10 protein-coding genes and 3 pseudogenes are annotated in these 24,317 nt (G+C 72.8%); 6 read left to right on the top strand and 7 right to left on the bottom strand.

The genetic code is table 11. From position 1 onward, the window contains the following. Window positions 1-68: 68 nt before the first annotated feature. From ACGFNI_RS07710 to ACGFNI_RS07725, 4 genes and pseudogenes are all read right to left on the bottom strand, one after another. Complete coding sequence (locus tag ACGFNI_RS07710) at window positions 69-1,655, bottom strand: long-chain-fatty-acid--CoA ligase (RefSeq protein WP_393681601.1); 1,587 nt, start codon at window positions 1,653-1,655, stop codon at window positions 69-71. A 14-nt stretch (window positions 1,656-1,669) separates the two neighbouring features. Then, a pseudogene (locus tag ACGFNI_RS07715) lies at window positions 1,670-3,520 on the bottom strand (type I polyketide synthase); the annotation flags it as partial. 49 nt (window positions 3,521-3,569) lie between these two features. Further along, window positions 3,570-9,167: an SDR family NAD(P)-dependent oxidoreductase gene (locus ACGFNI_RS07720; RefSeq protein ID WP_393681603.1), complete on the bottom strand. Its 5,598-nt coding sequence runs from the start codon at window positions 9,165-9,167 to the stop codon at window positions 3,570-3,572. 23 nt (window positions 9,168-9,190) lie between these two features. Further along, window positions 9,191-15,115, bottom strand: a pseudogene (locus ACGFNI_RS07725) (type I polyketide synthase); the annotation flags it as partial. A 460-nt stretch (window positions 15,116-15,575) separates the two neighbouring features. Between ACGFNI_RS07725 and ACGFNI_RS07730 the strand changes: the two are divergent. From ACGFNI_RS07730 to ACGFNI_RS07755, 6 genes and pseudogenes are all read left to right on the top strand, one after another. Further along, window positions 15,576-16,649, top strand: coding sequence for a beta-ketoacyl-ACP synthase III (locus tag ACGFNI_RS07730; RefSeq protein ID WP_393681605.1), 1,074 nt, complete (start codon window positions 15,576-15,578; stop codon window positions 16,647-16,649). Next, window positions 16,646-16,894: an acyl carrier protein gene (locus ACGFNI_RS07735; RefSeq protein WP_393681607.1), complete on the top strand. Its 249-nt coding sequence runs from the start codon at window positions 16,646-16,648 to the stop codon at window positions 16,892-16,894. The genes ACGFNI_RS07730 and ACGFNI_RS07735 overlap by 4 nt, the downstream gene beginning before the upstream one ends. 120 nt (window positions 16,895-17,014) lie before the next feature. Further along, window positions 17,015-17,899 (top strand): TauD/TfdA dioxygenase family protein, encoded by an 885-nt coding sequence (locus ACGFNI_RS07740; RefSeq protein WP_393681609.1) that lies wholly within the window; start codon window positions 17,015-17,017, stop codon window positions 17,897-17,899. 2 nt (window positions 17,900-17,901) lie between these two features. Next, window positions 17,902-18,420, top strand: a complete 519-nt coding sequence (locus ACGFNI_RS07745) for an FcoT family thioesterase (protein ID WP_393681610.1) — start codon at window positions 17,902-17,904, stop codon at window positions 18,418-18,420. Between the two features lie 114 nt (window positions 18,421-18,534). Beyond that, on the top strand, window positions 18,535-19,335 hold the full coding sequence (locus ACGFNI_RS07750) for a thioesterase II family protein (protein WP_393681612.1): 801 nt from the start codon (window positions 18,535-18,537) through the stop codon (window positions 19,333-19,335). A 346-nt stretch (window positions 19,336-19,681) separates the two neighbouring features. Then, window positions 19,682-19,900, top strand: a pseudogene (locus tag ACGFNI_RS07755) (response regulator transcription factor); the annotation flags it as partial. 140 nt (window positions 19,901-20,040) lie between these two features. Here ACGFNI_RS07755 and ACGFNI_RS07760 read toward each other — a convergent pair. The 3 genes from ACGFNI_RS07760 to ACGFNI_RS07770 all read right to left on the bottom strand — a co-directional run bounded on the left by ACGFNI_RS07760 (window position 20,041) and on the right by ACGFNI_RS07770 (window position 24,167). Further along, window positions 20,041-20,784, bottom strand: coding sequence for a BTAD domain-containing putative transcriptional regulator (locus tag ACGFNI_RS07760; RefSeq protein ID WP_393681614.1), 744 nt, complete (start codon window positions 20,782-20,784; stop codon window positions 20,041-20,043). Between the two features lie 310 nt (window positions 20,785-21,094). Beyond that, entirely contained in the window at window positions 21,095-22,702 is a 1,608-nt protein-coding gene (locus tag ACGFNI_RS07765) for a beta-ketoacyl synthase N-terminal-like domain-containing protein (RefSeq protein WP_393681616.1), read from the bottom strand. 235 nt (window positions 22,703-22,937) lie between these two features. Continuing rightward, entirely contained in the window at window positions 22,938-24,167 is a 1,230-nt protein-coding gene (locus ACGFNI_RS07770) for a hypothetical protein (RefSeq protein ID WP_393681618.1), read from the bottom strand. Window positions 24,168-24,317: the final 150 nt, after the last annotated feature.

Below are 24,317 nucleotides of genomic sequence, written 5' to 3' on the forward strand. Positions count from 1 at the left end.
GACGGTGGCCCGGTCCGGTGCGGGGCCGGAGGCAGGGACGTGTGTGGTGAAGCGGGTTGCCGGGGGCGTCAGTTGACGGCGCGGTCGCGCGCGCTCCAGAACTGGTCCCGCAGGGTGCGGCGGAGGATCTTGCCGCTGGGGTTGCGCGGTACCGCGTCGATGACGGCGTAGCGGGTGGGGATCTTGAAGTCGGCGAGCCGTCCGCGCAGGAAGGTCCGCAGTTCGTAGGGTGCCGCCGTCATCTCGGGCCGGAGGGCGACGAAGGCATGTACCGCCTCGCCCCACCGGTCGTCCGGGACGCCGATGACCGCCACGTCGAGCACTGCCGGATGGGCGCTGAGCGCGTTCTCGACCTCGGCGGGGAAGATGTTCTCGCCGGCCCGGACGATCATTTCCTTGATGCGGTCCTGGATGAACAGATAGCCCTGTTCGTCGAGGAACCCGGCGTCGCCCGTGTGCACCCAATCTTCCCGCAAAGTGGCGGCGGTTGCCTCGGGAAGGCGCCAGTATTCGAGCATCCGGGCCGGGGTCTTTATGCAGACCTCACCCACGTCGCCGGGGCCGAGGGTGCGGCCGTCCTCGTCGATGGTCTTCAGCTCGATGCCGGGGTAGGGCCGCCCCGCCGCCCGCAACCGGGGGCTGCCAGGACGGTGGTCGGCGGGTGCGAGGCAGACGGCGGTGTTGCCGGTCTCGGTCAGGCCGTAGATCTGGGCGAGGTCGCATTGCAGGACGTCGATGCACTGCTGGAGCAGCGATTCGGAGATGGGCGAACCGCCGTAGACGGTCTTGCGCAGGGTGGTGAAGTCGGCGCTTGACGTGCCGGGTTCGGCGAGCAGGATCAGCAGCATGGCGGGCACCATGAAGGCGGTGGTGATGCCGGACGTGGCGATCAGCTCCCGGACCTCGCGCCCGTTGAAGGAGCGGATCGCGACGTTGGTGACGCCGGCGTTGAAGCCCTGGGTGGCCCACCACAGCCCGCCGATGTGGGATCCGGAGATCCCGATGAGGCTCTTGTCGTCGGGCCGGAAGTCGATCCAGTCCAGGCCGGCATCGTCCAGCAGGCCGCGGACGGCGAAGAAGCTGCGGTGGGCGAGGACGACTCCCTTGGGGAGACCGGTCGTGCCGCTGGTGTACATCTGGGCGACGGCGTCGTCGGTGCCGGGCGCGGCGGGCGGCAGGGCTCCGGTGCCCGCGGCCTTCCACGCGGCGAAGGCGGTGCCCGCCGGGTCGTCACAGTCCAGCAGGACCAGCTGCCGCAGTGCGGGCAGCTCGGGGTGGAGTTGCCGTGCGGTGGGCAGGAACTCCTTCTCCACGAAGAGGAGTTCGGCGCTGGAGTCGCGCAGGATGTACTCGACCTCGTCGGGGGCGAGGCGCCAGTTGACGGGGACGAGTACCGTGCCGCCGGCCGCGCAGGCGAAGAGCAGCTCGTAGAAGAGCGCCGACTCCTTTCCCAGGTAGCCGACCCTGGCGCCTTTGCCCAGGCCGGCTGCCGTCATGGCGAGTGCGCCCCGGGCGCTCTCCTCGTGCAGTTGCCCGTAGGTGAGCTGCGTGCCGTCGCACACGACGGCGGTCCGGTCCGGCTGGTTCGCGGCGTGGTGGGCGAGCCTGGTGTCGAGCGTGCGGGGCGCGTGCGGAGGTGTGGCGTGGCCGGTCATGGCGTACCAACCCTTCAGATTCGTGCGGCGCCGAGCCAGTAGCGGCGGCGCCGGAAGGCGTAGGTGGGCAGGTCGATCAGGCGGGCGCCGGTGGCGGCGAAGGCGGCGGCGTCGGCCGACCCGCCCCGGCAGTGCACGTCGGCGAGCGCCGCCAGGGGGTCGGCGGCTTCGGCGGGCGCGCCGGCGTCTCCCGCCTCGTCCGGAGGTGTGCCGTGGCGCAGTTCGGGTGCGTTCCGGCCATCGGCGAGCGCGGCGAGGCCCCGCAGGTGCCCGTCCCGGTCGGCGGCCACCACGGCGGCACGGTGCGGCCCGCCCGCGCGGCTCGCGGCGAGCGAACGGCCGACGTCGAGAGCGTCGAGATCCGGGTGTGCGGCGAGGTGGCCGGCGAGCCGGGCGGCCTGTGCGCGCAGTGCCTCCGCCGATGCCGCGGACAGCAGCCACGGCACGGTGCGGGCGGCACCTGCCGGTGGCCGGGCGGCGGTCGCCCGGTCCTGCGGTGGCGCCTCCTCCAGGATGACGTGGGCGTTGGTGCCGCTGATGCCGAAGGAGGAGACGGCGGCGCGGCGGGTGCGGTCCCCCGCGGGCCAGGGGGCGGGGTCGGTCAGCAGCCGGACGGTGCCCTGTGACCAGTCCAGGTGCGATGACGGTTCCTTGGCGTGCAGGGTCTGCGGGAGCAGGCCGTGCCGCAGGGCGAGCACCATCTTGATCACGCCGCCGACGCCGCCCGCCGCCTGTGTGTGGCCGATGTTCGACTTGAGGGATCCAAGGAACAGGGGCCGGTCCGCGCCGCGTTCGGCGCCGTAGGTGTCCATCAGCGCCTGCGCCTCGATCGGGTCGCCCAGCGGGGTGCCGGTGCCGTGGCCCTCCACTGCGTCGATGTCGGCCGAGGTCAGCCGGGCGGCGGCGAGCGCCTGCCGGATCATGCGGCGGTGGGCCTGCCCGTTGGGGGCGGTCAGCCCGTGCGAGGCGCCGTCCTGGACGACGGCGGAGCCGCGGAGCACCGCCAGCACCGTACGGCCGGCCCGTTGGGCGTCCGAGAGCCGTTCCAGGGCCAGCATCCCGACGCCTTCGGACAGGCCCCAGCCGTCCGCGTCCGCGGCGAACGATTTGCAGCGGCCGTCCGGGGCGAGCATGCCCTGCCGCCCGAAAGCGTCGAGGGCAGCCGGGGTGGCCATCACGGACGCCCCGCCGGCCAGTGCGAGCGTGGATTCGCCGGTGCGCAGCGACTGGACCGCCAGGTGCAACGCCACGAGCGCCGACGAGCAGGCGGTATCGACGGTGACCGCGGGGCCCTGGAGGCCGAAGGTGTAGGCGATGCGACCGGATGCCACGCTGGGTGCGCTGCCGACGAGCAGGTCACCCGCCGTTCCCTCCGGCGCCTGCCGGACGCGCCCACCGTAGTCGTTGTAGATGAGGCCGGCGAACACGCCGGTGGGGCTCTCCCGCAGGGACAGCGGGTCGATGCCGGACCGCTCCAGGGCCTCCCAGGCGCACTCAAGGAGCAGCCGCTGCTGGGGGTCGCAGACCAGCGCTTCCTGCTCGGACATCCGGAACGGTTCCGGGTCGAAGTCGGCGGCGTGGTGCAGGAATCCGCCTTCCCTGGGGGCGCCGGATTCCTGGCCGGCCGCGGCCTGCCGTTCGTCCCACTGCCGGTCGTCGGGTGCGCCGGAGACGGCGTCCCGCCCGTGGGCGAGCAGTGCCCACAGGTCCTCGGGTGACTCCACCCCGCCCGGGTATCGGCAGGCCATGCCGACGATGGCGATCGGTTCGTGCTGCGCTTCCTCCCTCTCCACCAACTTCCGCCTGGTGCGGCGGAGTTCCAATGTGACACGTGTGAGGTATTCCCGTAGCCGGCGGTCGTCTGCCATGGGTGCCTTCCCTTGGGGCCCGGCCGGGGACGCGGCCGGTGCCAGGTCAGATGGAGCCGAGCTCCTCGTCGAGCAGGTCGAAGAGCTGTTCGTCGGTGGCCGCTTCGATGCCGTCGCGGTCGGCGGTCATCGCGTCCCCGATGCGGACGCGGGACAGCAGCGCCTCAAGGCGGGAGCCGACCGCGGCCAGCTCCTGCTCCGGGGCTCGGCCCCACGCGGCTTCCAGCCGGGCGAGTTCGTCCAGGAGTGAGGGCCCGGAGGCCGCGGGCTGCGCGTCCGGTGCGGGCGCGGACGCCGCGCGCAGGCGGTCGCCGACACCGCGGGCCAGATCGGCAGGTGTGGGGTGGTCGAAGACCATCGTGGCGGGCAGCCGCAGGCCGGTCGCCGCATCGAGCGCATTGCGCAGTTGCACCGCGGTGAGCGAGTCGAAGCCGAGGTCGGACAGCGGACGCCCGGCGGGGATGCGGTCCGCCGTCACGTGCCCCAGCACCGCGGCGATCTGTGCCCGCACCAGGTCGAGCAGAGCCGCCTCGCGCTCCGGGCCGGCGAGCCGGTCGAGCCGGGCGCGCAGCGCCGTGGGGCCTGCCGCCCCCGCGCCGCGCCTGCCGTGCCGCCGCGCGGCCGGGACCAGCGCGCCGAGCAGCGCGGGGACTTCGGCGCCCGGCGCCCGCAGGGCCGCCAGATCCAGGGGCGCCGTCACCAGCACCGGATCGGCGGCGTCCTGCACGGCGTCGAACAGCGCCAGGCCCTCGTCGGCACTCAGCGGCAGGGTGCCGGTCCTGCGCAACTGCGCCGACAGGCCGGCCCGGTCCTTTTCCTTGAGCATGTCGCTGTCCTGCGCCCAGTAGCCCCAGGCCAGTGCGGTGGCGGGCAGTCCGGCTGCCTGACGGTGCCGGGCCAGCGCCTCCAACAGAGTGTTCGCCGCAGCGTAGTTGCCCTGCCCGGGTGCGCCGAGGGTGCCGACGGCCGAGGAGAAGAGGAGGAACCGCCGCAGCGGCAGGTCCGCGGTCAGCTCGTGGAGGTGCAGCGCGGCATCGGCCTTTGGCCGGAAGACCCGTGCGATGCGCGCCTCGTCGAGGGCGGGGATCACTCCGTCGTCGAGGGTGCCGGCCAGGTGCACGACGCCGGTCAGCGGATGCTGCGCCGGAACGGATGCCAGCAGCCCGGCCAGTGCCTCCCGGTCGCCGACATCGCAGGCGGCGAGGGTGACCTGTTCGGCTCCGAGGCCGGTCAGTTCGCGCTCCAGCGCCTCGGCCCCGGCGGCCCGCGGCCCCTGGCGGCTGACGAGCAGCAGATGCCGGGCGCCGTACTCGGCGACCAGGTGACGGGCGACGAGCCGGCCGAGGCCGCCGGTGCCGCCGGTGATCAGGACCGTGCCCTCGGGGTCGGCCGGCCCGTCGGGCGCCCGCTCGACGGACGTGGCCCGCACCAACCGTGGCGCGCTCAACTGCCCTTCACGCAGTGCGAGTTGGGGCTCGCCGGTGGCGATGGCGCCAGGGAGCGCACGCAGCGAAGCGGTGGTGTCATCGGCGTCCAGCAGGACGATGCGGCCCGGGTACTCCCGCTGTGCGGAGCGTACGAGTCCCCACAGTGCGGCGTGCGCGAGGTCGGGGACGCCTTCGCCGGGGGCCGCGGCCACCGCGCCCCGGGTCACCAGTGCCAGCCGTACGGCGGCCAGCCGCTCGTCCGCCTGCCATGTCTGGAGGAGCGCCAGCGCCCGGCAGGTCGCCCGGCGGGCCCGTTCGGCGAGCGGGCCGGTCCGCGCGTCCGTAGCGGGCAGCCAGGGCACCACGAGCACCTGCGGCACGGCCTCGCCTGCGGCCAGCGCCGCGTGCAGGTCGGGCAGGGTGTCGTAGCGCCGGGCCCCTGGCGCCGCGAGGCCGTCTCCGAGCACCGCCCAGGAGCCGGCGGGCGCGTCGGCCGGTGCCACGGCCTGCCACTCGGTGCGGAACAGCCTGTCGTGGTGGGCGCCACGGGCCGCGGCGACCGCCGCCGGGTCCACCGGGCGCAGGGTGAGCGCTTCGGCCGTGAGGACCGGCCTGCCCTCGGGGTCGGTCGCGGTCAGCGAGACGGAGTCGGTGCCATCGGGCGCGAGCCGGACGCGCAGGGCCGAGGCGCCCGGGGTGTGCAGGGCGACGCCGCGCCACACGAACGGCAGCCGCAGTCGGGGGCTGTCCAGACCGAGGGGGTGCAACGCGGCGTCCAGCAGGGCCGGGTGCAGCGCGTACCGCTCGGGGCCGCTGTCCTGGGGACCGGATCCGTCCGCCGTGCCGACCTCGGCGAAGAGTTCGTCGCCGCGACGCCACACGGCCCGCAGGCCCCGGAACGCGGGCCCGTACTCCGCGCCGATCGCGCCGAGCCGCTCGTACAGCGCGTCCACGTCCACGGGCTCGGCGCCGGGCGGCGGCCAGGCTCCCGTGCCGTCCACCGGGGCGGCGCCGCCGGTGGCGAGGGAGCCCTTGGCGTGACAGGTCCAGGACCGGCTGTCCGCACCGTCGTCGGGCCGTGAGTGCACGGTGACCGTACGGTGCCCCGAGGCGTCTTCGGCGCCGACCGCGACCTGCACCCGAACCGCTGCCCGCTCGGCGAGCAACAGGGGTGATTCCAGTACGAGTTCCGCCACTTCGGCGCAGCCGACCTCTTCACCGGCGCGCAGCATCAGCTCCAGGAACGCCGTGCCCGGCAGCAGCGCCGTACCGGCCACCGCGTGATCCGCGAGCCACGGATGCGTGGCCGGCGACAGCCGGCCCGTCAGCAACACCCCGCCGCCGTCCGCCGACTCGACCGCCGCACCCAGCAGCGGGTGATCCACCCCGCCGATCCCCAGCCCCGCCGGGTCGCCTGTCCTGGCCGTCGGTGCCGGCCAGTACCGCTTCCGCTGGAAGGCGTACGTCGGCAGGTCCACCTGCGCGGGAGCCGCTCCCAGTACGGCTTCCCAGTCCAGGTCCACGCCCCGCACCTGGGCCTGCGCCAGCGACCCGGCGAAGTGTGCGAGACCGCCGTGCTCGCGGCTCAGCGAGGCGAGCGCGGCGCCGTCACGGGAAGCGCCGTCGAGGATCTGCTCGACCGCCATCGTCAGCACCGGATGCGGACTCGCCTCCACGAACACCCGGTAACCCGCCGCCAGCAACGACTCCACCGCACCCTGGAAATCCACCGGCTCCCGCAAGTTGCGATACCAGTAGCCCGCGCCCAGCGCCGCGGTGTCGATCAGCTCACCCGTCACCGTCGAGCAGAAGTCCGTCTCGCTCGACCGCGGCGCGATCCCCGCCAGCAGTTCCCGCAGCGGCCCCTCGGTCGCTTCGACGTGCGCGCAGTGCGAGGCGTAGTCGACGGGGATGCGGCGGGCCCTGACCCCGGCGGCCGTCACGTCCGCGAGGAATTCCTCCAGGGCGGCGACGTCCCCGGAAACGGTGGTGGACGCGGGGGCGTTGACGGCGGCGACGAACAGCCGGTCGCGCCACGGTGCGAGCTTCGCCTCGACCTCCGCGCGCCCCAGCATCACCGACGCCATGCCACCGGGGGTGCGGGCCTCCTTGAGTGCCCGGCTGCGCAGGGCCACGATCTTGGCGGCGTCGGCCAGGGACAGCGCGCCCGCCACACATGCCGCCGCTATCTCGCCCTGCGAGTGCCCGACCACCGCGGCGGGGACGACACCGTAGTGCCGCCACAGCTCCGCGAGGCCCGTCATCACCGTGAACAGCGCCGGCTGGAGGATCTCGGTCCCGTCGAGCGCGGTCGCGTCCCGCTCCTCGCGCAGCGCCACGGTCAGTGAGCGGTCGAGGTAGGGGGCGAAGGCTTCCTCGCAGCGCGCGACCCAGTCGGCGAACACCGGCGATTCGTCCATGAGTTGGCGGCCCATGCCCAGCCACTGGGAGCCCTGGCCGGGGAAGACCAGCACCACCCCGTCGTCGGCGGCTGCGACCGTGGTGCCCGTCAGGACGTTACCGGTACTCACACCGGCGGCCAGCGCCTCCAGCCCGTCGACCGCGCCTTCGCGGTCCGCCGCCAGCACCACGCCGCGGTGCTCGAAGGCCGTACGCCCCTGAGCCAGCGCGGCAGCCACCGCCGCATCCGGAACCGACGGGCCCGTGCGCAGGAACTCCGCGAGCCGCCCGGCCTGAGCGCGCAGCGCACCCTCACCACGCCCCGACACCGGCCACAGAGTGAGACCGCCAACAGCCGTTTTTGCACGGCCCGTTGCCTGCCCGGCGGCCGACTGCGGCGATTCGGCGTCGGGGGCCTGCTCGTCGTCGGGCGCCTGCTCCAGGATGACGTGGGCGTTGGTGCCGCTGATGCCGAAGGAGGAGACGCCGGCCCGGCGGGGCCTGTCCACCTCGGGCCACGCCACCGCCTCGGCAGCCAGCTCCACCGCGCCCGCGTCCCAGTCCACATGCGACGACGGCACCCGCGCATGCAACGACGCCGGAACCACACCCCGCTCCAACGCCAGCACCGACTTGATCACACCCGCCACACCCGCAGCAGCCTGCGTATGACCAATATTCGACTTCACCGACCCCAACAACAACGGCCGCACGCCAGACCCCCGCTGGCCATACGTCGCCAACAACGCCTGCGCCTCGATCGGATCACCCAGCGCCGTCCCCGTACCATGCGCCTCCACCACATCCACATCCGCCACGGAAAGCCCGGCAACCGCCAACGCCTGACGAATCACCCGCTGCTGCGACGGACCATTCGGCGCCGTCAAACCATTCGACGCACCATCCTGATTCACCGCCGAACCCCGCACCACAGCCCACACCCGATGCCCGTTACGCCGCGCATCCGACAACCGCTCCAACACCAACATCCCCACCCCCTCGCTGAGGGTGGTGCCGTCGCCGCCGTCGGAGAACGGCTCGCAGACGCTCCGGGGCGACAGCACCCGCTGTCGGCTGAACTCGATGAACACGGTGGGGGTGGGCATCACCGTCACCCCGCCTGCCAGCGCCATCGAGCACTCGCCCTGCCGCAGCGCCTGCGCCGCCAGATGCAGCGTCACCAGCGACGACGAGCACGCCGTGTCCACCGCGACGGTGGGGCCCTCCAGGCCGAGTACGTACGCGACCCGGCCGGCGGCGACGCTGGAGGTGGTGCCCAGGTCGAAGTAGCCCTCGATCTGGTCGAAGATCGGTTGCAGGAGCAGCCCGTAGTTCGAGGGGAACGCGCCGGTGAACACGCCCGTGTGGCTGCCCTTGAGGGAGGCGGGGGCGATGCCCGCCCGCTCCAGGGCCTCCCAGGACGTCTCCAGCAGCAGCCGCTGGACCGGGTCCATCGCCAGCGCCTCGCGCGGCGAGATCCCGAAGAACGCCGCGTCGAACTCCGCCGTCCCGCGCAGGAATCCGCCCTCGCGGGCGTAGCTGGTGCCCTGGTGGTCCGGGTCCGGGTCGTAGAGCGCGTCCAGGTCCCAGCCGCGGTCGTCAGGGAACGGGGCGATCGCCCGGGTGCCGGAGGAGACCATGGTCCACAGGTCTTCCGGGGAGTCCACGCCGCCGGGGTAGTGGCACGCCATGCCGACGATCGCGATCGGCTCCTGCGCCGCGTCCCGCAACTGCTGGTTCTCCGCGCGCAGTTGCCTGGCCTCGGTCAGTGAAGCGCGCAGGGCCTCGACGACCTTCTCGTGGGGTGCTTCCATCACGAACCTCGCTTTTACCGTTGCCGTCAGGAGTTGTCGTCGAGTGCGAGCCGGATCAGCTCGTCCACGTCCATAGCGGCGATGTCGGTGTCGGTGTCGGGCCGGTGGATCGTGGTCGGCCCGGTGGGGGCCGCCGTCTCCGGCGCCTCGGCGTTCTCGGGGATCAGCCGGTCGTGCAGGAACCGGGCGATGTCGGCGGCTGTGGGGTGGTCGAAGACCAGCGTGGTGGGCAGCCGCAGGCCGGTGGCCCTGGTGAGCCGGTTGCGCAGCTCGACGGTGGTGAGCGAGTCGAAGCCGAGGTCGCTGAACCTGCGGTCCGGCGCCACGTTCTCGGCCTGCGCGGCGCCGAGCACTTCGTGCACCTCGGACTGGACGAGCTTGCGCAGGATCCGCTCCCGCTCGGCCGGTGCGGCGGCGAGCAGCCGCTGCGCGAGCCCGCCGGTTTCGGCTTCGGGCCGGTGGGCCGCCGTCCGGCGTACGGGGACGCGGACCAGGCCACGCAGCAGCGCGGGCACGCTGTCCGGGGTGCCGGCCCGCAGCGCGGCGTGGTCGAGCGGCGCGGGCACCAGTGCCGGGGCGGTGGTGGCGGTCGCGGTGTCGAAGAGGGCGAGGCCCTGGTCGGTGGGGAGGGGCCTGATGCCGATGCGGCGCAGCCGGGCCGCCATGCCGTCCTGGTCGATGTGCCGGGTCATGCCGGTCGCCTCGCTCCAGAATCCCCAGGCCAGTGAGGTGGCGGGCAGGTTCTGGGCGCGACGGTGTACGGCGAGTGCGTCCAGGAAGGAGTTGGCAGCCGCGTAGTTGGCCTGCCCTGCGGTGCCGATGACACCGGCGACGGATGAGAACATCGCGAACAGCGCGAGGTCACGGTCGCGGGTGAGTTCATGCAGGTTCCAGGCCGCCCGCACCTTGGGGTCCAGCACCCGTGCGACCTGGTCGGCCGTCAGCGACGGCAGCACCCCGTCGGCGAGCACCCCCGCCGCGTGCACCACACCGGTCAGCGGATGCTCGGCGGGGAGGGTGTCGAGCAGCTCGGCGAGCGCCGTGCGGTCGGCGGCGTCACAGGCGGCGATGGTCACCTTGGCGCCCAGTGCCACGAGGTCCGCCTCCAGGGCGGCGGCGTCCGTCGCCGCCCTGCCGCTACGGCTGGTCAGGACGACGTGCGCGAGGCCGTACCGGCGCACGAGGTGCCGGGCCAGCACCCCGCCGAGCGTGCCGGTTCCGCCGGTGACCAGCAGCGTTCCCTGCGGGTCCAGGGCGGCGGCCAGGGTGGCCGCGCCGTCCGTTGGGTGCGGCGCGAGCCGGGGCACCAGCGACTGCCCGGCGCGCAGGGCGAGTTGCGGCTCACCGGCATCGATGGCAGCCGCCAGCGCGGCGGGCAGCGCCTGCCGGGATTCCGCGGTGCCGTCGGTGTCCAGGAGGATGAACCGGCCCGGGTTCTCGGCCTGCGCCGAGCGCACCAGCCCCCACAGCGGGGCCGCCGCCAGGCCGGTGACGTCCTCGTCGGGCCCGGTGGCGGTCGCACCGCAGGTCAGCACCACCAGGCGGGAGGCCGTGCAGCGCTCGTCGGCCAGCCACTCCTGGAGGACGCCGAGGAGTTCCACGGTGCCGGCGGCCACCGCGTCCGGCACTGCGGCGCCGGAGGCCGCCGGGCCGGAGCGCGCTACCAGGAGTACGTCCGGCGCCGGGTGTCCCGCGTCGAGGCGGGCGCGCAGCGCGGCCAGGTCCGTCAGGTTCGTCACCGGCACGCCGCCGTAGCGTGCGTCGGGGTCCGCCGCGCCCAGCGTCGCCCAGCCTTCGGTGGCGGGCGCGGTCCGCGCCTCGGTGTTCAGGGCGCGCCAGTCGAGGTGGAGGAGCGCCTGCCCGGCGTCGCCGTGGGCGGCCCGCAGCCGGTCGGCGGGGACCGGCCGGGTCACCAGCGACTGTGCCGAGGCGACCGGGCGGCCCGCGCCGTCGGCGAGTTCCATCGCGACCGCACCAGGGCCCTGGGGTGTCAGCCGTACCCGCAGCCGGTCGGCGCCCGCCGCGTACACCCGGAAGCCGCTCCAGGAGAACGGCAGCCAGGGGCCTTCCGCGGTGTCGTCGAGGCCGCCGTTGAGCAGCATCGGGCGGAGGGCGGCGTCCAGGAGCGCCGGGTGCAGTGCGAACCGTTCGGGCCTGCCGCTGGCCAGGCGGTCGCCCGGTATCAGGTCTTCGTCCATGCCGATCTCGGCGAAGAGTTCTTCGCCTCGGCGCCAGACGGCCCGCAGCCCCTGGAACGCGGGGCCGTAGCCGTACCCGCGCTCCGCGATCCGCGCGGCGAAGTCGTCCAGCGGCACCGGCCGGGCGCCGGCCGGCGGCCAGTCGCCGAGGCCGGCCGGGTCGTCAGGTCCTGTCGCCCCGGTGACGGCCACCAGGCCGCCGGCGTGCCGGGTCCACGGCAGGCCGGGCGGGCCGTCCTCCGGGCGGGAGTGCACGGTGACCGTACGGTGCCCGGAGTCGTCTTCGGCGCCGACCGCGACCTGGATCCGCACACCACCGTCATCGGGCAGCACCAGCGGCAACTCCAGTACGAGTTCCGTGACTTCAGCGCAGCCGACCTCCTCACCGGCGCGCAGCATCAGCTCCAGGAACGCCGTGCCCGGCAGCAGCGCCGTACCGGCCACCGCGTGATCCGCGAGCCACGGATGCGTGGCCAACGACAGCCGGCCCGTCAGCAACACCCCGCCCCCGTCCGCCGACTCGACCACCGCACCCAGCAGCGGGTGATCCACCCCACCAACCCCGAGCCCCGCCGGGTCACCGGCCTGCCGCATGGCGGGCACGGGCCAGAAGCGGTCCCGCTGGAAGGCGTACGTCGGCAGGTCCACCCGGGCGGGCACGGCCCCGAGCACCGCGGTCCAGTCCAGGTCCACGCCCCGCACCTGGGCCTGCGCCAGCGACCCGGCGAAATGCTCCGGACCGCCGTGGTCACGCCGCAGCGACTCCAGCGCCACCCCCTCGCGGGAAGCTCCGTCGAGGATCTGCTCGACCGCCATCGTCAGCACCGGATGCGGACTCGCCTCCACGAACACCCGGTAACCCGCCGCCAGCAACGACTCCACCGCACCCTGGAAATCCACCGGCTCCCGCAAGTTGCGATACCAGTAGCCCGCGCCCAGCGCCGCGGTGTCGATCAGCTCACCCGTCACCGTCGAGCAGAACACCACATCGCCAGACCGCGGCACGATGTCCGCCAGCAGCTCCGCCAGCCGTTCCTCCACCACCTCCGCGTGCGCGGAGTGCGAGGCGTAGTCGATGGGAATACGGCGGGCCCATACGCCGTCGGCCGCCAGCCGGTCGAGGAACTGCCCCAGCGCGCCCGCGTCGCCGGAAACCGCCGTCGAGGAAGGGGAGTTGACGGCCGCCACGGACAACCGGCCCGCCCAGTCGGTGAGTTTGGCCTCGGTCTCGGCGCGCCCCAGCATCACCGACGCCATCGCGCCGCGCCCGGACAGCTCCTTGAGGAGCTTGCTGCGCAGGGCCACGATCTTGGCCGCGTCCGGCAGCGAGAGCGCGCCCGCCACGTACGCGGCGGCGATCTCGCCCTGCGAGTGCCCGACGACCGCGGCGGGGACGACACCGTAGTGCCGCCACAGCTCCGCGAGGCCCGTCATCACCGTGAACAGCGCCGGCTGCACCACCTCGTCGCCCTGGTCCAGGGAAACCGTGCTGCCTTCGTCCCGCAGCAGCGCGCTCAGGGACCAGTCGAGGTACGGGGCGAAGACTTTCTCGCACTCGGCGACCCAGTCCGCGAACACCGGCGAGAAGTCGATGAGTTGGCGTCCCATACCGACCCACTGGGAGCCCTGGCCGGGGAAGACCAGCACCACACCCTCGCCGCTGGACGCGAGCGCGGTGCCCGTCACCACGGCACCGGATGAGGCGTCCGGCGCGGTGGAACCTGACGGCGGGACGAGGCGGGAGGCCAAAGCCGCCTTCTCGTTGCCGGACGCCAGCGCCTCCAGACCTGCGACCGCGGCATCCCGGCTGTCCGCGAGGATCACGCCGCGGTGCTCGAAGGCCGTACGCCCCTGAGCCAGCGCGGCGGCCACCGACGCGTCCGGAACCGACGGGCCCGTGCGCAGGAACTCCGCGAGCCGCCCGGCCTGAGCGCGCAGCGCACCCTCACCACGCCCCGACACCGGCCACAGAGTGAGACCGCCGAGCCCTTCCCGACCGCCTGGCAGGGCCACGTCCCCGGTGTCGGCTCCCCGCTCGGGCGCCGTGTCCGCGGCGGTGCCGGCCGCCACATCGAGGGCCTGCTCCAGGATGACGTGGGCGTTGGTCCCGCCCATGCCGAAGGAGGAGACGCCGGCCCGGCGGGGCCTGTCCACCTCGGGCCACGCCACCGCCTCGGCAGCCAGCTCCACCGCGCCCGCATCCCAGTCCACATGCGACGACGGCACCCGCGCATGCAACGACGCCGGAACCACACCCCGCTCCAACGCCAGCACCGACTTGATCACACCCGCCACACCCGCAGCAGCCTGCGTATGACCAATATTCGACTTCACCGACCCCAACAACAACGGCCGGACGCCAGCACCCCGCTGACCGTACGTCGCCAACAACGCCTGCGCCTCGATCGGATCACCCAGCGCCGTCCCCGTACCATGCGCCTCCACCACATCCACATCCGCCACGGAAAGCCCGGCAACCGCCAACGCCTGACGAATCACCCGCTGCTGCGACGGACCATTCGGCGCCGTCAAACCATTCGACGCACCATCCTGATTCACCGCCGAACCCCGCACCACAGCCCACACCCGATGCCCGTTACGCCGCGCATCCGACAACCGCTCCAACACCAACATCCCCACCCCCTCGGCGGGCCCGAATCCGTCCGCGTTGTCGGAGAACGCGCGGCAGCGGCCGTCGGCCGACAGGGCACGCTGGCGGCTGAAGCCCAGATAGACGCTGGGGCCCGCGAGGACGGTCGCGCCGCCTGCCAGTGCCATGGAGCACTCGCCCTGCCGCAGCGCCTGCGCCGCCAGATGCAGCGTCACCAGCGACGACGAGCACGCCGTGTCGACGGTCAGGGCGGCGCCCTCCAGACCGAGCGCGTAGGAGATCCGGCCGGACGCCACGCTGCTGTGCGTGCCGGTGGTGTAGTACATGTCGCTGTCAGGTACGGCCGTGGCGAGCAGCGGGTAGTCGAAATCGGCCACCCCCGCGTAGACGGCGGTGCGGGATCCGCGCAGCGTGGCGGGGTCGATGCCGGCCTGTTCCAGGGCCTCCCAGGACGTCTCCAGCAGCAGTCGCTGCTGCGGGTCCATCGCCAGCGCCTCGCGCGGCGAGATCCCGAAGAACGCCGCGTCGAACTCCTGGGCGCGGTCGAGGAATCCGCCCTCGCGGACGTAGGTCGTGCCCTGCACGTCGGGGTCCGAATCGTAGAGCGCTTCCAGGTCCCAGCCGCGGTCCTGCGGGAGGGGGCCGTGTGCCTCGGCGCCCGCGGCGAGCAGCCGCCACAGGTCCTCGGGGGAGTCCACACCGCCGGCGAAGTGGCAGGCCATTCCGACGATGACGATCGGGTCGTCGTCGTGCCGCTCCGGTTCCCGGCTCCCGTGCTCCTCCTGGCTCTCGGGGCCTTCCCCTGCTGCGGGCTTCCGGGCCCCGTCGGGTGCGGGGGCTTCGTGCGCGCGGGCGGCGTCGTCCAGCAGGGAGTCGAGGTATCCGGCGAGCTGTGCCGGGGTGGGGTGGTCGAACACCATGGTGGAGGGCAGGTTCAGGCTGCCGGCGGCGCCGAGCCTGTCGCGCAGATCGACGGCGGTGAGCGAGTCGATGCCGAGGTCGAGGAAGGAGACGTCGGCCGCGTCCTCCGGGACGGCGAACCCGAGCAGGTCGCTCACCTGGGTGCGCACCAGGTCGAGCAGCGCACGCCTGCGTTCGTTGCCGGGGAGACCGGCAATCCGCTGGGCGAGCGGCGAAGTTGAGTCCATGGAAAACGCGCCTCCAAAATCCGCGCGGTACCGCGTGCCGGAATCAGCCGGACGGTAGGGATGCCGATAACGCTCCCGGCGGATTCTCCGCGAGCGACCGAAAAGGGCCGGGCAGCAGGACAGTTGATACGCCGAAGGTCTGACGAACGCAACCATCAAAAAGTTGGCCGATCGACGGCTTTCCCTGTGCGTAGCGGATCCGGATATGCTCAGAATCTGGGACGGTAGAGCATTCCCACAGGTCAGGGGTGGCCTTTCCGGGGCGATTGCCCAGCGGATCGCTTCCCTCCCGAGGCATCGGCAAGGCTTTAGTGCGTCTTTAGAATCACTTCAGGAATCCGCTCCCGCATTGACATGAGCGACTTTGCGGCATTTCCCTTAAAGCGCCTCACCCACCGTGGATGACGCTTCCTCAAGAAATTCTCGTCCGTTCCCTGAGAGGTACGTCGTGAGCATGAGCGGAATACCCCCCGACCCCTCAGGGCCGCCGCCCGGTCGCGCACCGGTGCTGTGTGGTGTGGGGGGTTGGCTGCCCCCGCGGGTCGTCACCAACGCGGAGCTTTCGCAGCGGCTCGACACCACCGACGCGTGGATCACCACCCGTACCGGCATCCGTGGCCGGCATGCCGTCGAGCCGGGTCAGGCCACGTCGGATCTGGCCGTCGAGGCCGGGCGGCGGGCGCTGTGTTCGGCCGGTGAGCCGGCCGTGGACACGGTCCTGGTCGCCACGACCACGCCGGACCGCCCGTGTCCGGCGACCGCTCCCCTGGTCGCCGCCCGGCTCGGTCTGCGCCACGTCGCGGCCTTCGACGTGTCGGCCGTGTGCACCGGCTTCGTCTACGGCCTCGCCACCGCCGCCGGTCTGATCGCCGCCGGTGTCTCCGAGCGGGTGCTGCTGATCGGTGCCGACGTCTACTCCTCGATCGTCGACCCGGACGACCGTACCAACGCCATCATCTTCGGTGACGGCGCCGGAGCCGTCGTGCTGCGTGCCGGAGAGGTGGACGAGCCGGGCGCGCTGGGCCACTTCGACCTCGGCAGCGACGGTGACGGGGAAGAGATCATCATGATCGCGGCCGGCGGATCGCGGCAGCGGGGGTCGGACCGCCCGCCGACCCGCGAGGAATCGCACTTCGCCATGCGCGGCAAGGAGGTCTACCGGCACGCGGTGACCCGCATGGCGGCCTCGGCGCGCGCCGCCCTCGACTCGGCCGGGTGGAAGCCGGGCGACGTGGACCACTTCGTCGGCCACCAGGCCAACCTGCGCATCCTTCAGTCCGTCGCGGACGACCTGGGCATCGAGCGGGACCGGTGCGCACGCCACCTCGTCGAGGTGGGCAACACCGGCGCCGCCTCCATTCCGCTCGCCCTCGACCACGCGTACTCCACGGGCCTGCTTTCGCCGGGAGCCCGGGTGCTGCTCACCGGCTTCGGTGGCGGCCTCACCTGGGGCTCGTGCGTACTGCGCTGGCCCGACCTCAGCCAAGAACCCGACGGGCGACGAGCCCTGGGAAAGGACCGGCAATGAGCCACACCACCTACGACCGCCTCGTGGCGATCCTTCAGGAACTGCACGACGCGCCCGCCGGCCAACTGCGCCCGGACGCCACCTTCGCCGACCTCGGGGTCGACTCACTCACCATGGTCGAGATCTCGCTGCGGCTGGAGCGGAACCTCAGGATCGAGGTCGGCGACAACGAACTGACCGAGGACCTGTCGCTGGAGCAGACGGCGAAGCTGATCGACACCAAGCAGCCGGGCGGCCTCCCGTAGCGGTGTGACGTCCCGGCCCCGCGCCGCATCCGCCGGATCCCGGCAGGCGGCCCGCCCCACTCCCCCACGTCGGCGCTGCTTCCGCCGGCACCCCTCACGAGAATCCGGAGAACGCCCCTCATGCAGATCACGCCGCAGGCAGGAAAGCAACTGGGTGTCACGGTCGAGGACTTCGACCACACCACCGCGTCGGAGTCGGACGTCCAGGACCTGTTGCAGGCCGTCTACAGCAGCAAGATCGCCGTCCTGAAGAACCAGGACCTCTCACCGCGGTCCTTCCACGAGCTGGGGAAGCGGCTGGGCCGTCCTGAGGCGTACTACGAACCGATGTACCACCACCCGGAGAACCCGGACATCTTCGTGTCGTCGAACGTCCAGGAGAACGGCAAGCAGATCGGCGTGCCCAAGACCGGCAAGTTCTGGCACGCCGACTACCAGTTCATGCCCGACCCGTTCGGGATCACCCTCATCTACCCGCAGGTCATCCCGGAGAGGAACCGCGGTACGTACTTCATCGACATGGGCGAGGCGTACCGCAGGCTCCCCGACGAGCTGAAGGCGGCGGTGTCAGGCACCAACTGCCGGCACAGCGTGCGCAAGTACTTCAAGATCCGCCCGCACGACGTCTACCGGCCGATCTCCGAGATCATCGACGAGGTCGAGAAGAAGACCCCGGCGGTGCTGCACCCCACTGCCTTCCTGCACCCGATGACTGCAGAAACGATCCTCTACATCAGTGAGGGCTTCACCGTCGGGATCGAGGACGCGGACGGCAACCCGCTCGACGACAAGCTCCTCCATCAGCTCTTCGACGCCACAGGGCAGCTCGACGAGGAGCTGTCCCACGAGGCCATCCACCTCCAGGAGTTCGAGAAGGGCGATCTGCTCGTCTGGGACAACCGCAGCCTGATCCACCGCGCCCGGCACACCACGACACCCGAGCCGACCGTCTCGCACCGCGTCACCGTGCACGACGCGCGCAAGCTGTACGAGACCGGGGCGTAGCCGTGACGGCGTCCGCCCACCCGTGCGATCCGGAGCTGCTTGCCCAGGTGTTGCGCCCCTACAAGGAGCACTGCAAGTACCTCAAGTCGGTCGTCGTCACCTCGGTCGACGGGGACGTCTCCACACAGTGCGAGTTCGCGATCCCCGAGTCGTGCTACATCGACGACACCGGGCACCTCAACTCCGTCGAAGTCAACATCTGTTACAACCAGGTGATGTATTACACGGTCGCCGCCGCGGTCCGGTGGAAGCTGCTGGCCGACTTCGCGGGCTGGACCATGGAGGACTACTGGAAGCGTCAGCTTCCCGACATTCTCATCGCCCGCTTCGAGAGCACGTTCCGGCGTCCGGTCAACCCCCGTGCGTTCCGTGGCGAGTTCGCGTTCCAGCAGATCCAGCGGAGGGCCCCGGGAGGCGGGCCCCCGCTGCTGGTGGCGCACACCACGCACCGCTATCACGACGCCTCCGGAGGCCGGTGCGACGGCAAGGCGACGCTCGCCTTCCCGAACCTCCCCGATTGACCCGCACGGCACCATGGTTCCGGTACAGCATGGTGGTCACGGCAGCCTGCCGTGACCACCCTCCGTACCGCGCATACCACCGGCGGTACGTTCACGCCCCAGGAAGGACCTTCCGTGCAGCACCCCGACCCCACCGTCGCGCCGGCCCCCGTGGCCACCGCCCCGGCGGCGAGCCCGTGGATCCGGCGCTTCCGCCCCTCGCCGGAGAGCCGGGTCCGGCTCGTCTGCTTCCCGCACGCCGGGGGCTCCGCAAGCTCCTACCTCTCCCTCTCCCGGCAGCTGCCCGCCGAGGTCGAAGCCTGGGCGCTGCAGTACCCGGGGCGTCAGGAACGGCGCGCGGAGCAGCCGTTCACCGGCCTCCCGGAGCTGGCGGACGCCGTCTTCGACGTGCTGCGGCCCCAGCTGACCGAGCCGTACGCCTTTTTCGGGCACAGCATGGGAGCGATCGTCGCCTTCGAGGTGGCCAGGCGGTGCGAGCGGGCCGGCCTCGCGAGCCCGGTACAGCTGTTCGCCTCCGCCCGCCGCCCGCCGTCATCCCCGCAGCGCACCTCCATCCGGCTGCGGGACGACGACGGGCTGGTCGCCGAGATGGAGCGGCTGGGCGGCACCGCACCCGGGGTGCTGGACGACGAGGAGCTGCGGGCCATGGTGCTGCCGGTCGTCCGCGCCGACTACCACGCACTGGAGACCTACATCTGCGATCAGGGCGCGGTGGTGAACTGCCCGCTGACCGTGCTCTCCGGCGACGCCGACCCGTCGCTTGCGGTCGCCGAGGCCGAGGGATGGCGGGAGCACACCACGGCCGCGTTCGACGTGTCGGTGTATTCCGGCGGCCACTTCTACCTCGACAGCCATGTCCCCGCGGTCACCCGGGAGATCGCCACCACGCTCCTCGGGCCGTCCGGCGCCGTGTGACGTGGGCCGTCCCGCGGGGCGGCGGCAGGCGCGGACGACCGGCCGGAATCCCCCCGATGACGGTACACATCGCGCCAGAAGCCCTATGCCCCTCCAAGTGGGGGTGCCCCGGCCACACAGCGTCGCGACATGCTGACGTTCCGACAAACCACCGTCGGCACAAGGCAGTTACGGCGTGACCCGGGGCACTCCGGTGGCGCCGTGGCCGGGCTCCGCCCGGCGGTGAGACATGCCCGGCCCGGGGAGCTCGCCACGAGCTGTTGGATGACTGGTGAAGGAGAAAACCACGGTGATCACCCGGCAGCGGCCCCGCCGATTCGTCTGGATGCCGGTGGACTGCACGGTACTGGAACGGCTCACCGACCGGGAACGTGAGGTACTGCTCCTGCTGACCCAGGGGCTGTCGAACGCGGAGATCGCGGACAGCCTCGTGCTGTCCGCGGCCACCGTCAAGACCCATGTCGGGCGGATGCTCGCCAAGTTGCATCTGCGCGACCGGGTCCAGGCGGTGGTCTTCGCCTACGAGGTGGGGCTGGTGCAGGCCGGCAAGGACCACTGCTGCTGACCGCTCCGCACTGCGCTGCCCGCCCCGCCGATGTGCGGGGCGCGGCGCTTTCGTGGCACGGAAGGGCTTCGCGCACGGTTCCGTCACGGAACAGCGCAGACGGCGGCCCCGCAGGACCGCCGTCTGCGCTGCACCACCCGTCACACCGCCAGGCGTATGCCGGGCCGCTCGTCCTCGGACAGCAGGATCGTCCGCTGGAGTTCCCGCAGCGCCTGGCAGGGTTCCAGGCCCAGTTCGCGGCGGATCGTCTCGCGTGCGCAGTGGTAGACGCGCAGTGCCTCGGCCCGCCGGCCCGACCGCGACAGGCAGCGGATGAGCTGCTGGTAGAAGACCTCGTGCAGCGGGTGTTCGGCGAGCAGGGAGCGCAGCAGTCCGGCCATCTCCTGGTAGCGGCCCAGTGCCATGCCGGACTCGACGAACAGTTCGGCGCACTCGGTCCTGGCTTCCTCGGCCCAGCGGACGAAGCCGCCGACGATCGGCCCGTCCGCCACCCCGTTCAGCACCGTGCCACGGTGCAGGGACAGCGCCGCGCCCAGTACCGTCGCCGCCTTGTCGTGGTTCTTGGCGCGCGCCGCCTGCCGCCCGTCGCGCAGCAGTTGCTGGAAGCGGTGCAGGTCCAGCTCGCCCGGCTGGACGCGCAGGAGATAGCCGGGCGCCTCGGTGCCGATCGGGCTCTCGGGCCGGCCGGGGCGGGCGAGGATCTTCCGCAGCTGGGAGACGTGGACGTGCAGGGAAGCGGTCGCGCGCCGTGGCGGGTTGCTGCTCCAGATCTCGCGGGTCAGCTCGTCGCCCGACACGACGTGGTTGGCCCGGACGAGCAGCGCAGCCATCAGAATCTGCATCTTCGGCGCACTGACCGAGGAGACGCCGTGGTCATCGGTCACCCTAAGCGAACCAAGAATGTCATACCGCACGAGTGGCTCCTCGCTCTCCCTCTGCACTGTCGTCGCACACGCATCCCCGGCGACAGGGGACTACCGAATCCGGTACGGAATGCGCCGGGCGTCTGCCCCGGTGCCGTACGCCGTGGTCTCCCACGAACGCCCTGTCAACGTATCCACGCGCGCCCCCTACTTTGAACCCCAGACCCGCCGCCCCACCCCCTACTTCCCGGGCCCTGTGACCGGTCGCGGGCAGCACTGAGCCGCGCCGGGACGGGGGTCACGGCGCGGCGTCAGGAAGGGACGGATGGCTTCAGCGGTGGCCGGCGAGTTCCAGCAGCCGGGACAACAGCCCGGCCTCGCGCAGGCGTTGCAGGGGCAGCTCGCCGATGATCTCCAGCACCTGTTCGTCATCCAGGTCCGCCGCGGCGTCCGCGGGGCCGTCCCGGTCGGCGCCCACGAGGACGGTGCGGTAGAGGGCGGCGTCCCGGGCGGGGGCGAGGGTGTGGGCGAGGTCGTCGGGGTGGCATCCGGGGTGGGCGTGCAGGCGGGCCGCGTGGGCGCGCAGGGCGTCGGCGGTGCCCGCCGAGAGGGCCCACGGGACGGGGAGGCCACCGTGGTCGGGCCGCGCAGGTCCCGGCCGCCCGGCCTCCTCACCGGAGGGCCGCTCCGACGCGGTGGCCGGTGCCACGCGCTGCGGGCGCCAGTCGGACAGCACCACATGGCAGTTGGTGCCGCCCGCCCCGAAGGCGCTGACCCCGGCGAGTACCGGCTCGCCGCCGTGCCGTACGAGCGGCCGTACGCCGTCGCCTGCCCGGAGGTGCGGCGCCTCGGGAGAGGCTTCGGTGTGCGGGGAACCGGCCACGAGGACGGCCTCGCGCAGGCACAGGACCGCCTTGATGAGCGCGGCGATGCCGACGGCGCCGGCCGGCTGTCCGACGGCGGCCCTGACCGAGCTGACCAGCAGGGGCGCGTGTGCCGGGCGGGCGCCGCCGAGTACCGCGTGCAGCGCCGCCTGCTCGGCCGGGTCGGCGTCGGCGGTGCCCGCGCCGTGCAGTTCGACGAACCGGGTGGCTGCGGGGTCGGCCCCGGCGTGTGCGTAGGCGCGGCGCAGGACGTCTTCCTGGGCGGCGGCGAGCGGGCCCGCCGGGGTGCCGCCGCCGTCGTTGTTGACGGCGCCGCCGCGGATCAGGCAGTGCACGGTGTCGCCGTCGGCGAGCGCCCTTCGCAGGGTCTTGAGGACGACCACCCCGCCGGCCGCGCGGACACCTCCGGCATGTGACGCTTCGTCAGGTATGAGGTGGGCGGCGGCTCCCCCGGCCAGCGCCTCGTTGCACTCGCCGGCCCGCAGCGCCTGACAGGCGAGGTGGACGGCGGTCAGCGCGGATGACTGTGCGGTGTCGACCACCAGGCTCGGGCCGCGCAGGCCGAAGACGTAGGACACCCGGTTGGCGAGCGTGCCACGGCTGAGGCCGGTGGGCGCGGGCCGGGCGGCACCGGCTCCGTGGGGGCACAGGGGCGCCGCGTCCTCGTCGGCTCCGATGAAGACGCCGGTCTCGCTGCCCGCCAGGCCCTCCGGCAGTATTCCGGCGCTCTCCAGGGCTTCCCAGGCGAGTTCCAGGACCAGCCGCTGCTGCGGGTCCATGGCGACGGCTTCACGGGCGGAGATGCCGAAGAATTCCGGTTCGAAGCGGTTGACGGAGTCGAGGCACGCGGCGCCCCCGGTGCGGCCTCGGTCCGGGTGCCCCGCCGCGTACGGCTCGCCGCCTGCCGGTGGCGTGCCGTCGTGGAGGAGCCGCCAGAAGGCTTCGGGTCCTGCCGCCCGGGGGAAGCGGCAGGACAGTCCGACGACCGCGATGGCGCCGGCTTCTTCCGGCGCGGGCTGTCCCGCACCTGTGTCCCCATCGGAAGCGATGCCCATGTCATTCCTCTCGCGCGCCGCGCCCGGCGCGCACTCCGCTTCCGTGCACGGTGCCGGCCATCGCTTTCCGTGCCGTCGATTTCCGTGCCTCCATTGTCTCTGCCGGAAGGAGCGGAACGGCGCACTCACACCCCCTACCGACCCCTAAAAATCGGCCCGGAGAGACGAGGGGTTCCCCTCAGCTCTCCGGGCCGTACCGCCGGTGCCGTTCAGCGCTCGGGCGGTGCGCAGACCGTCAGCCGGTGCACTTCACCCCGACCGCCGCCGCGGCGTGGTGCGCGCCCGCGAACCCGGAGCCGTAGTCGACGCCGCGGGTGTGCAGCTTGACGGCCAGGTGTCCCCCGGTGATGGCGAAGCTGCCGCCTGACACCCAACTGCCGCGCTTGTCCACCTGGTTGACCGTGAAGTCGCCGAGCGGCTTGCCCGTCGCGCCGGCCGCGCCGTACACGGAGTACCGGGTGGGGTGCCCGCCGACGTGCGCCACCGCGCTGTCCTTGGGGATGTACACCCGGACCTGGCAGCTTCCGGACGTCACCGGTCCGGTGGCGAAGGTCCACAGGGCGTAGTTGCCGTCGTCGCCCTGCTCGCCCGCCATCGGGACGGAGGTGAACTTCCCGCCGCAGCCCTCCTTGCCGTAGCCGCCGTCGTGGGTCGTCCAGCCCTTGTCGCCGTCGCTGTACGTCCCGTGCTCCTTGTAGCCGGTGGTGCTGTTGGTGCAGTCCGGGCCCGCCACGGCTGCGTAGGTCTTGTCGTCCTTGGGCGGGGGTGAGGAGTGGCCGCCGTCGGCGGGGGCACCCGCACCCGCCGAACCGCCGTCGCCCGAGCCTCCGTTGCCTGAACCGCCCGAGCCGCCGTCGTTGCCGCCGGGCGGGCCCTGGTTGCCCTGCGGCTGGTCGGCGCCCGGCACGATGCCGGCGCCGCGGCCCTGCCCGTCGTAGTCGGTCCCGGCGGCCGGCGGCTGCTTGGCGTCGTCCGAACCGTGCCCCACCAGGCCCTTGATGAGGAACGGCGAGCACAGCAGCAGCACACCGGCCAGGGCGGCTGCCGCCACCATCGGCTTGGACACCCGCCCGGCGGGCCCCGCCGCCTCGTCCGCGGCGTCCTCGCCAGGACCCGACGAGCCCGCGGCTGCGGCGGACCGGGCGTCCTTCTTCCCCGCTGCGGCCTGTACCGCCGCTCCCTGGGCACCTGCGGCGCTCTGCCCCGACGCGGCGGCAGCCTGCGCGGATGCCGCTCGCGGTGCGGGCGCGGGTTCCGCGGCGGGATCGGTGTCCGCGGAGATGACGGGCACGGTCACGCCGCCCGTGGCGTACGGCCTGCCCTCGGTCGCCTGCGGTCGCGGTCCGGCCGGCGCCGAAGGCTCGGCCTCCGCCGCTTCAACGGCCGCTGTCTCGGCGGCCGTCGACGGGGCATCGGCCGCGTCCCGTCGCGCGCCGCCGCCCTTGCGGGACTCTTCCGGCTCCATGGGCGCCATCGTCTCCTCTTCTGCTGTTGCTCGAAGTGCGTGTGGGGAGGGGTGTAGGGGGTGAAGGTGGGGGCGGGTGCGGCGGGTGCGTCGTCAGGTCCGCTGCGAGGGCTCCTCGGCCGGGAGCGGGCGGCGGCGCGTGGGCCGGGG

Origin of the sequence: Streptomyces sp. NPDC048644, from assembly GCF_043199105.1 — a bacterium.
GTDB lineage: Bacteria > Actinomycetota > Actinomycetes > Streptomycetales > Streptomycetaceae > Streptomyces.

Bases quoted from the DNA above. Each gene is read 5' to 3' on its own strand.
- ACGFNI_RS07710 (WP_393681601.1), bottom strand. From the start codon at position 1,655: ATGACCGGCCACGCCACACCTCCGCACGCGCCCCGCACGCTCGACACC.
- ACGFNI_RS07730 (WP_393681605.1), top strand. From the start codon at position 15,576: ATGAGCGGAATACCCCCCGACCCCTCAGGGCCGCCGCCCGGTCGCGCA.
- ACGFNI_RS07735 (WP_393681607.1), top strand. From the start codon at position 16,646: ATGAGCCACACCACCTACGACCGCCTCGTGGCGATCCTTCAGGAACTG.
- ACGFNI_RS07740 (WP_393681609.1), top strand. From the start codon at position 17,015: ATGCAGATCACGCCGCAGGCAGGAAAGCAACTGGGTGTCACGGTCGAG.
- ACGFNI_RS07765 (WP_393681616.1), bottom strand. From the start codon at position 22,702: ATGGGCATCGCTTCCGATGGGGACACAGGTGCGGGACAGCCCGCGCCG.
- ACGFNI_RS07770 (WP_393681618.1), bottom strand. From the start codon at position 24,167: ATGGAGCCGGAAGAGTCCCGCAAGGGCGGCGGCGCGCGACGGGACGCG.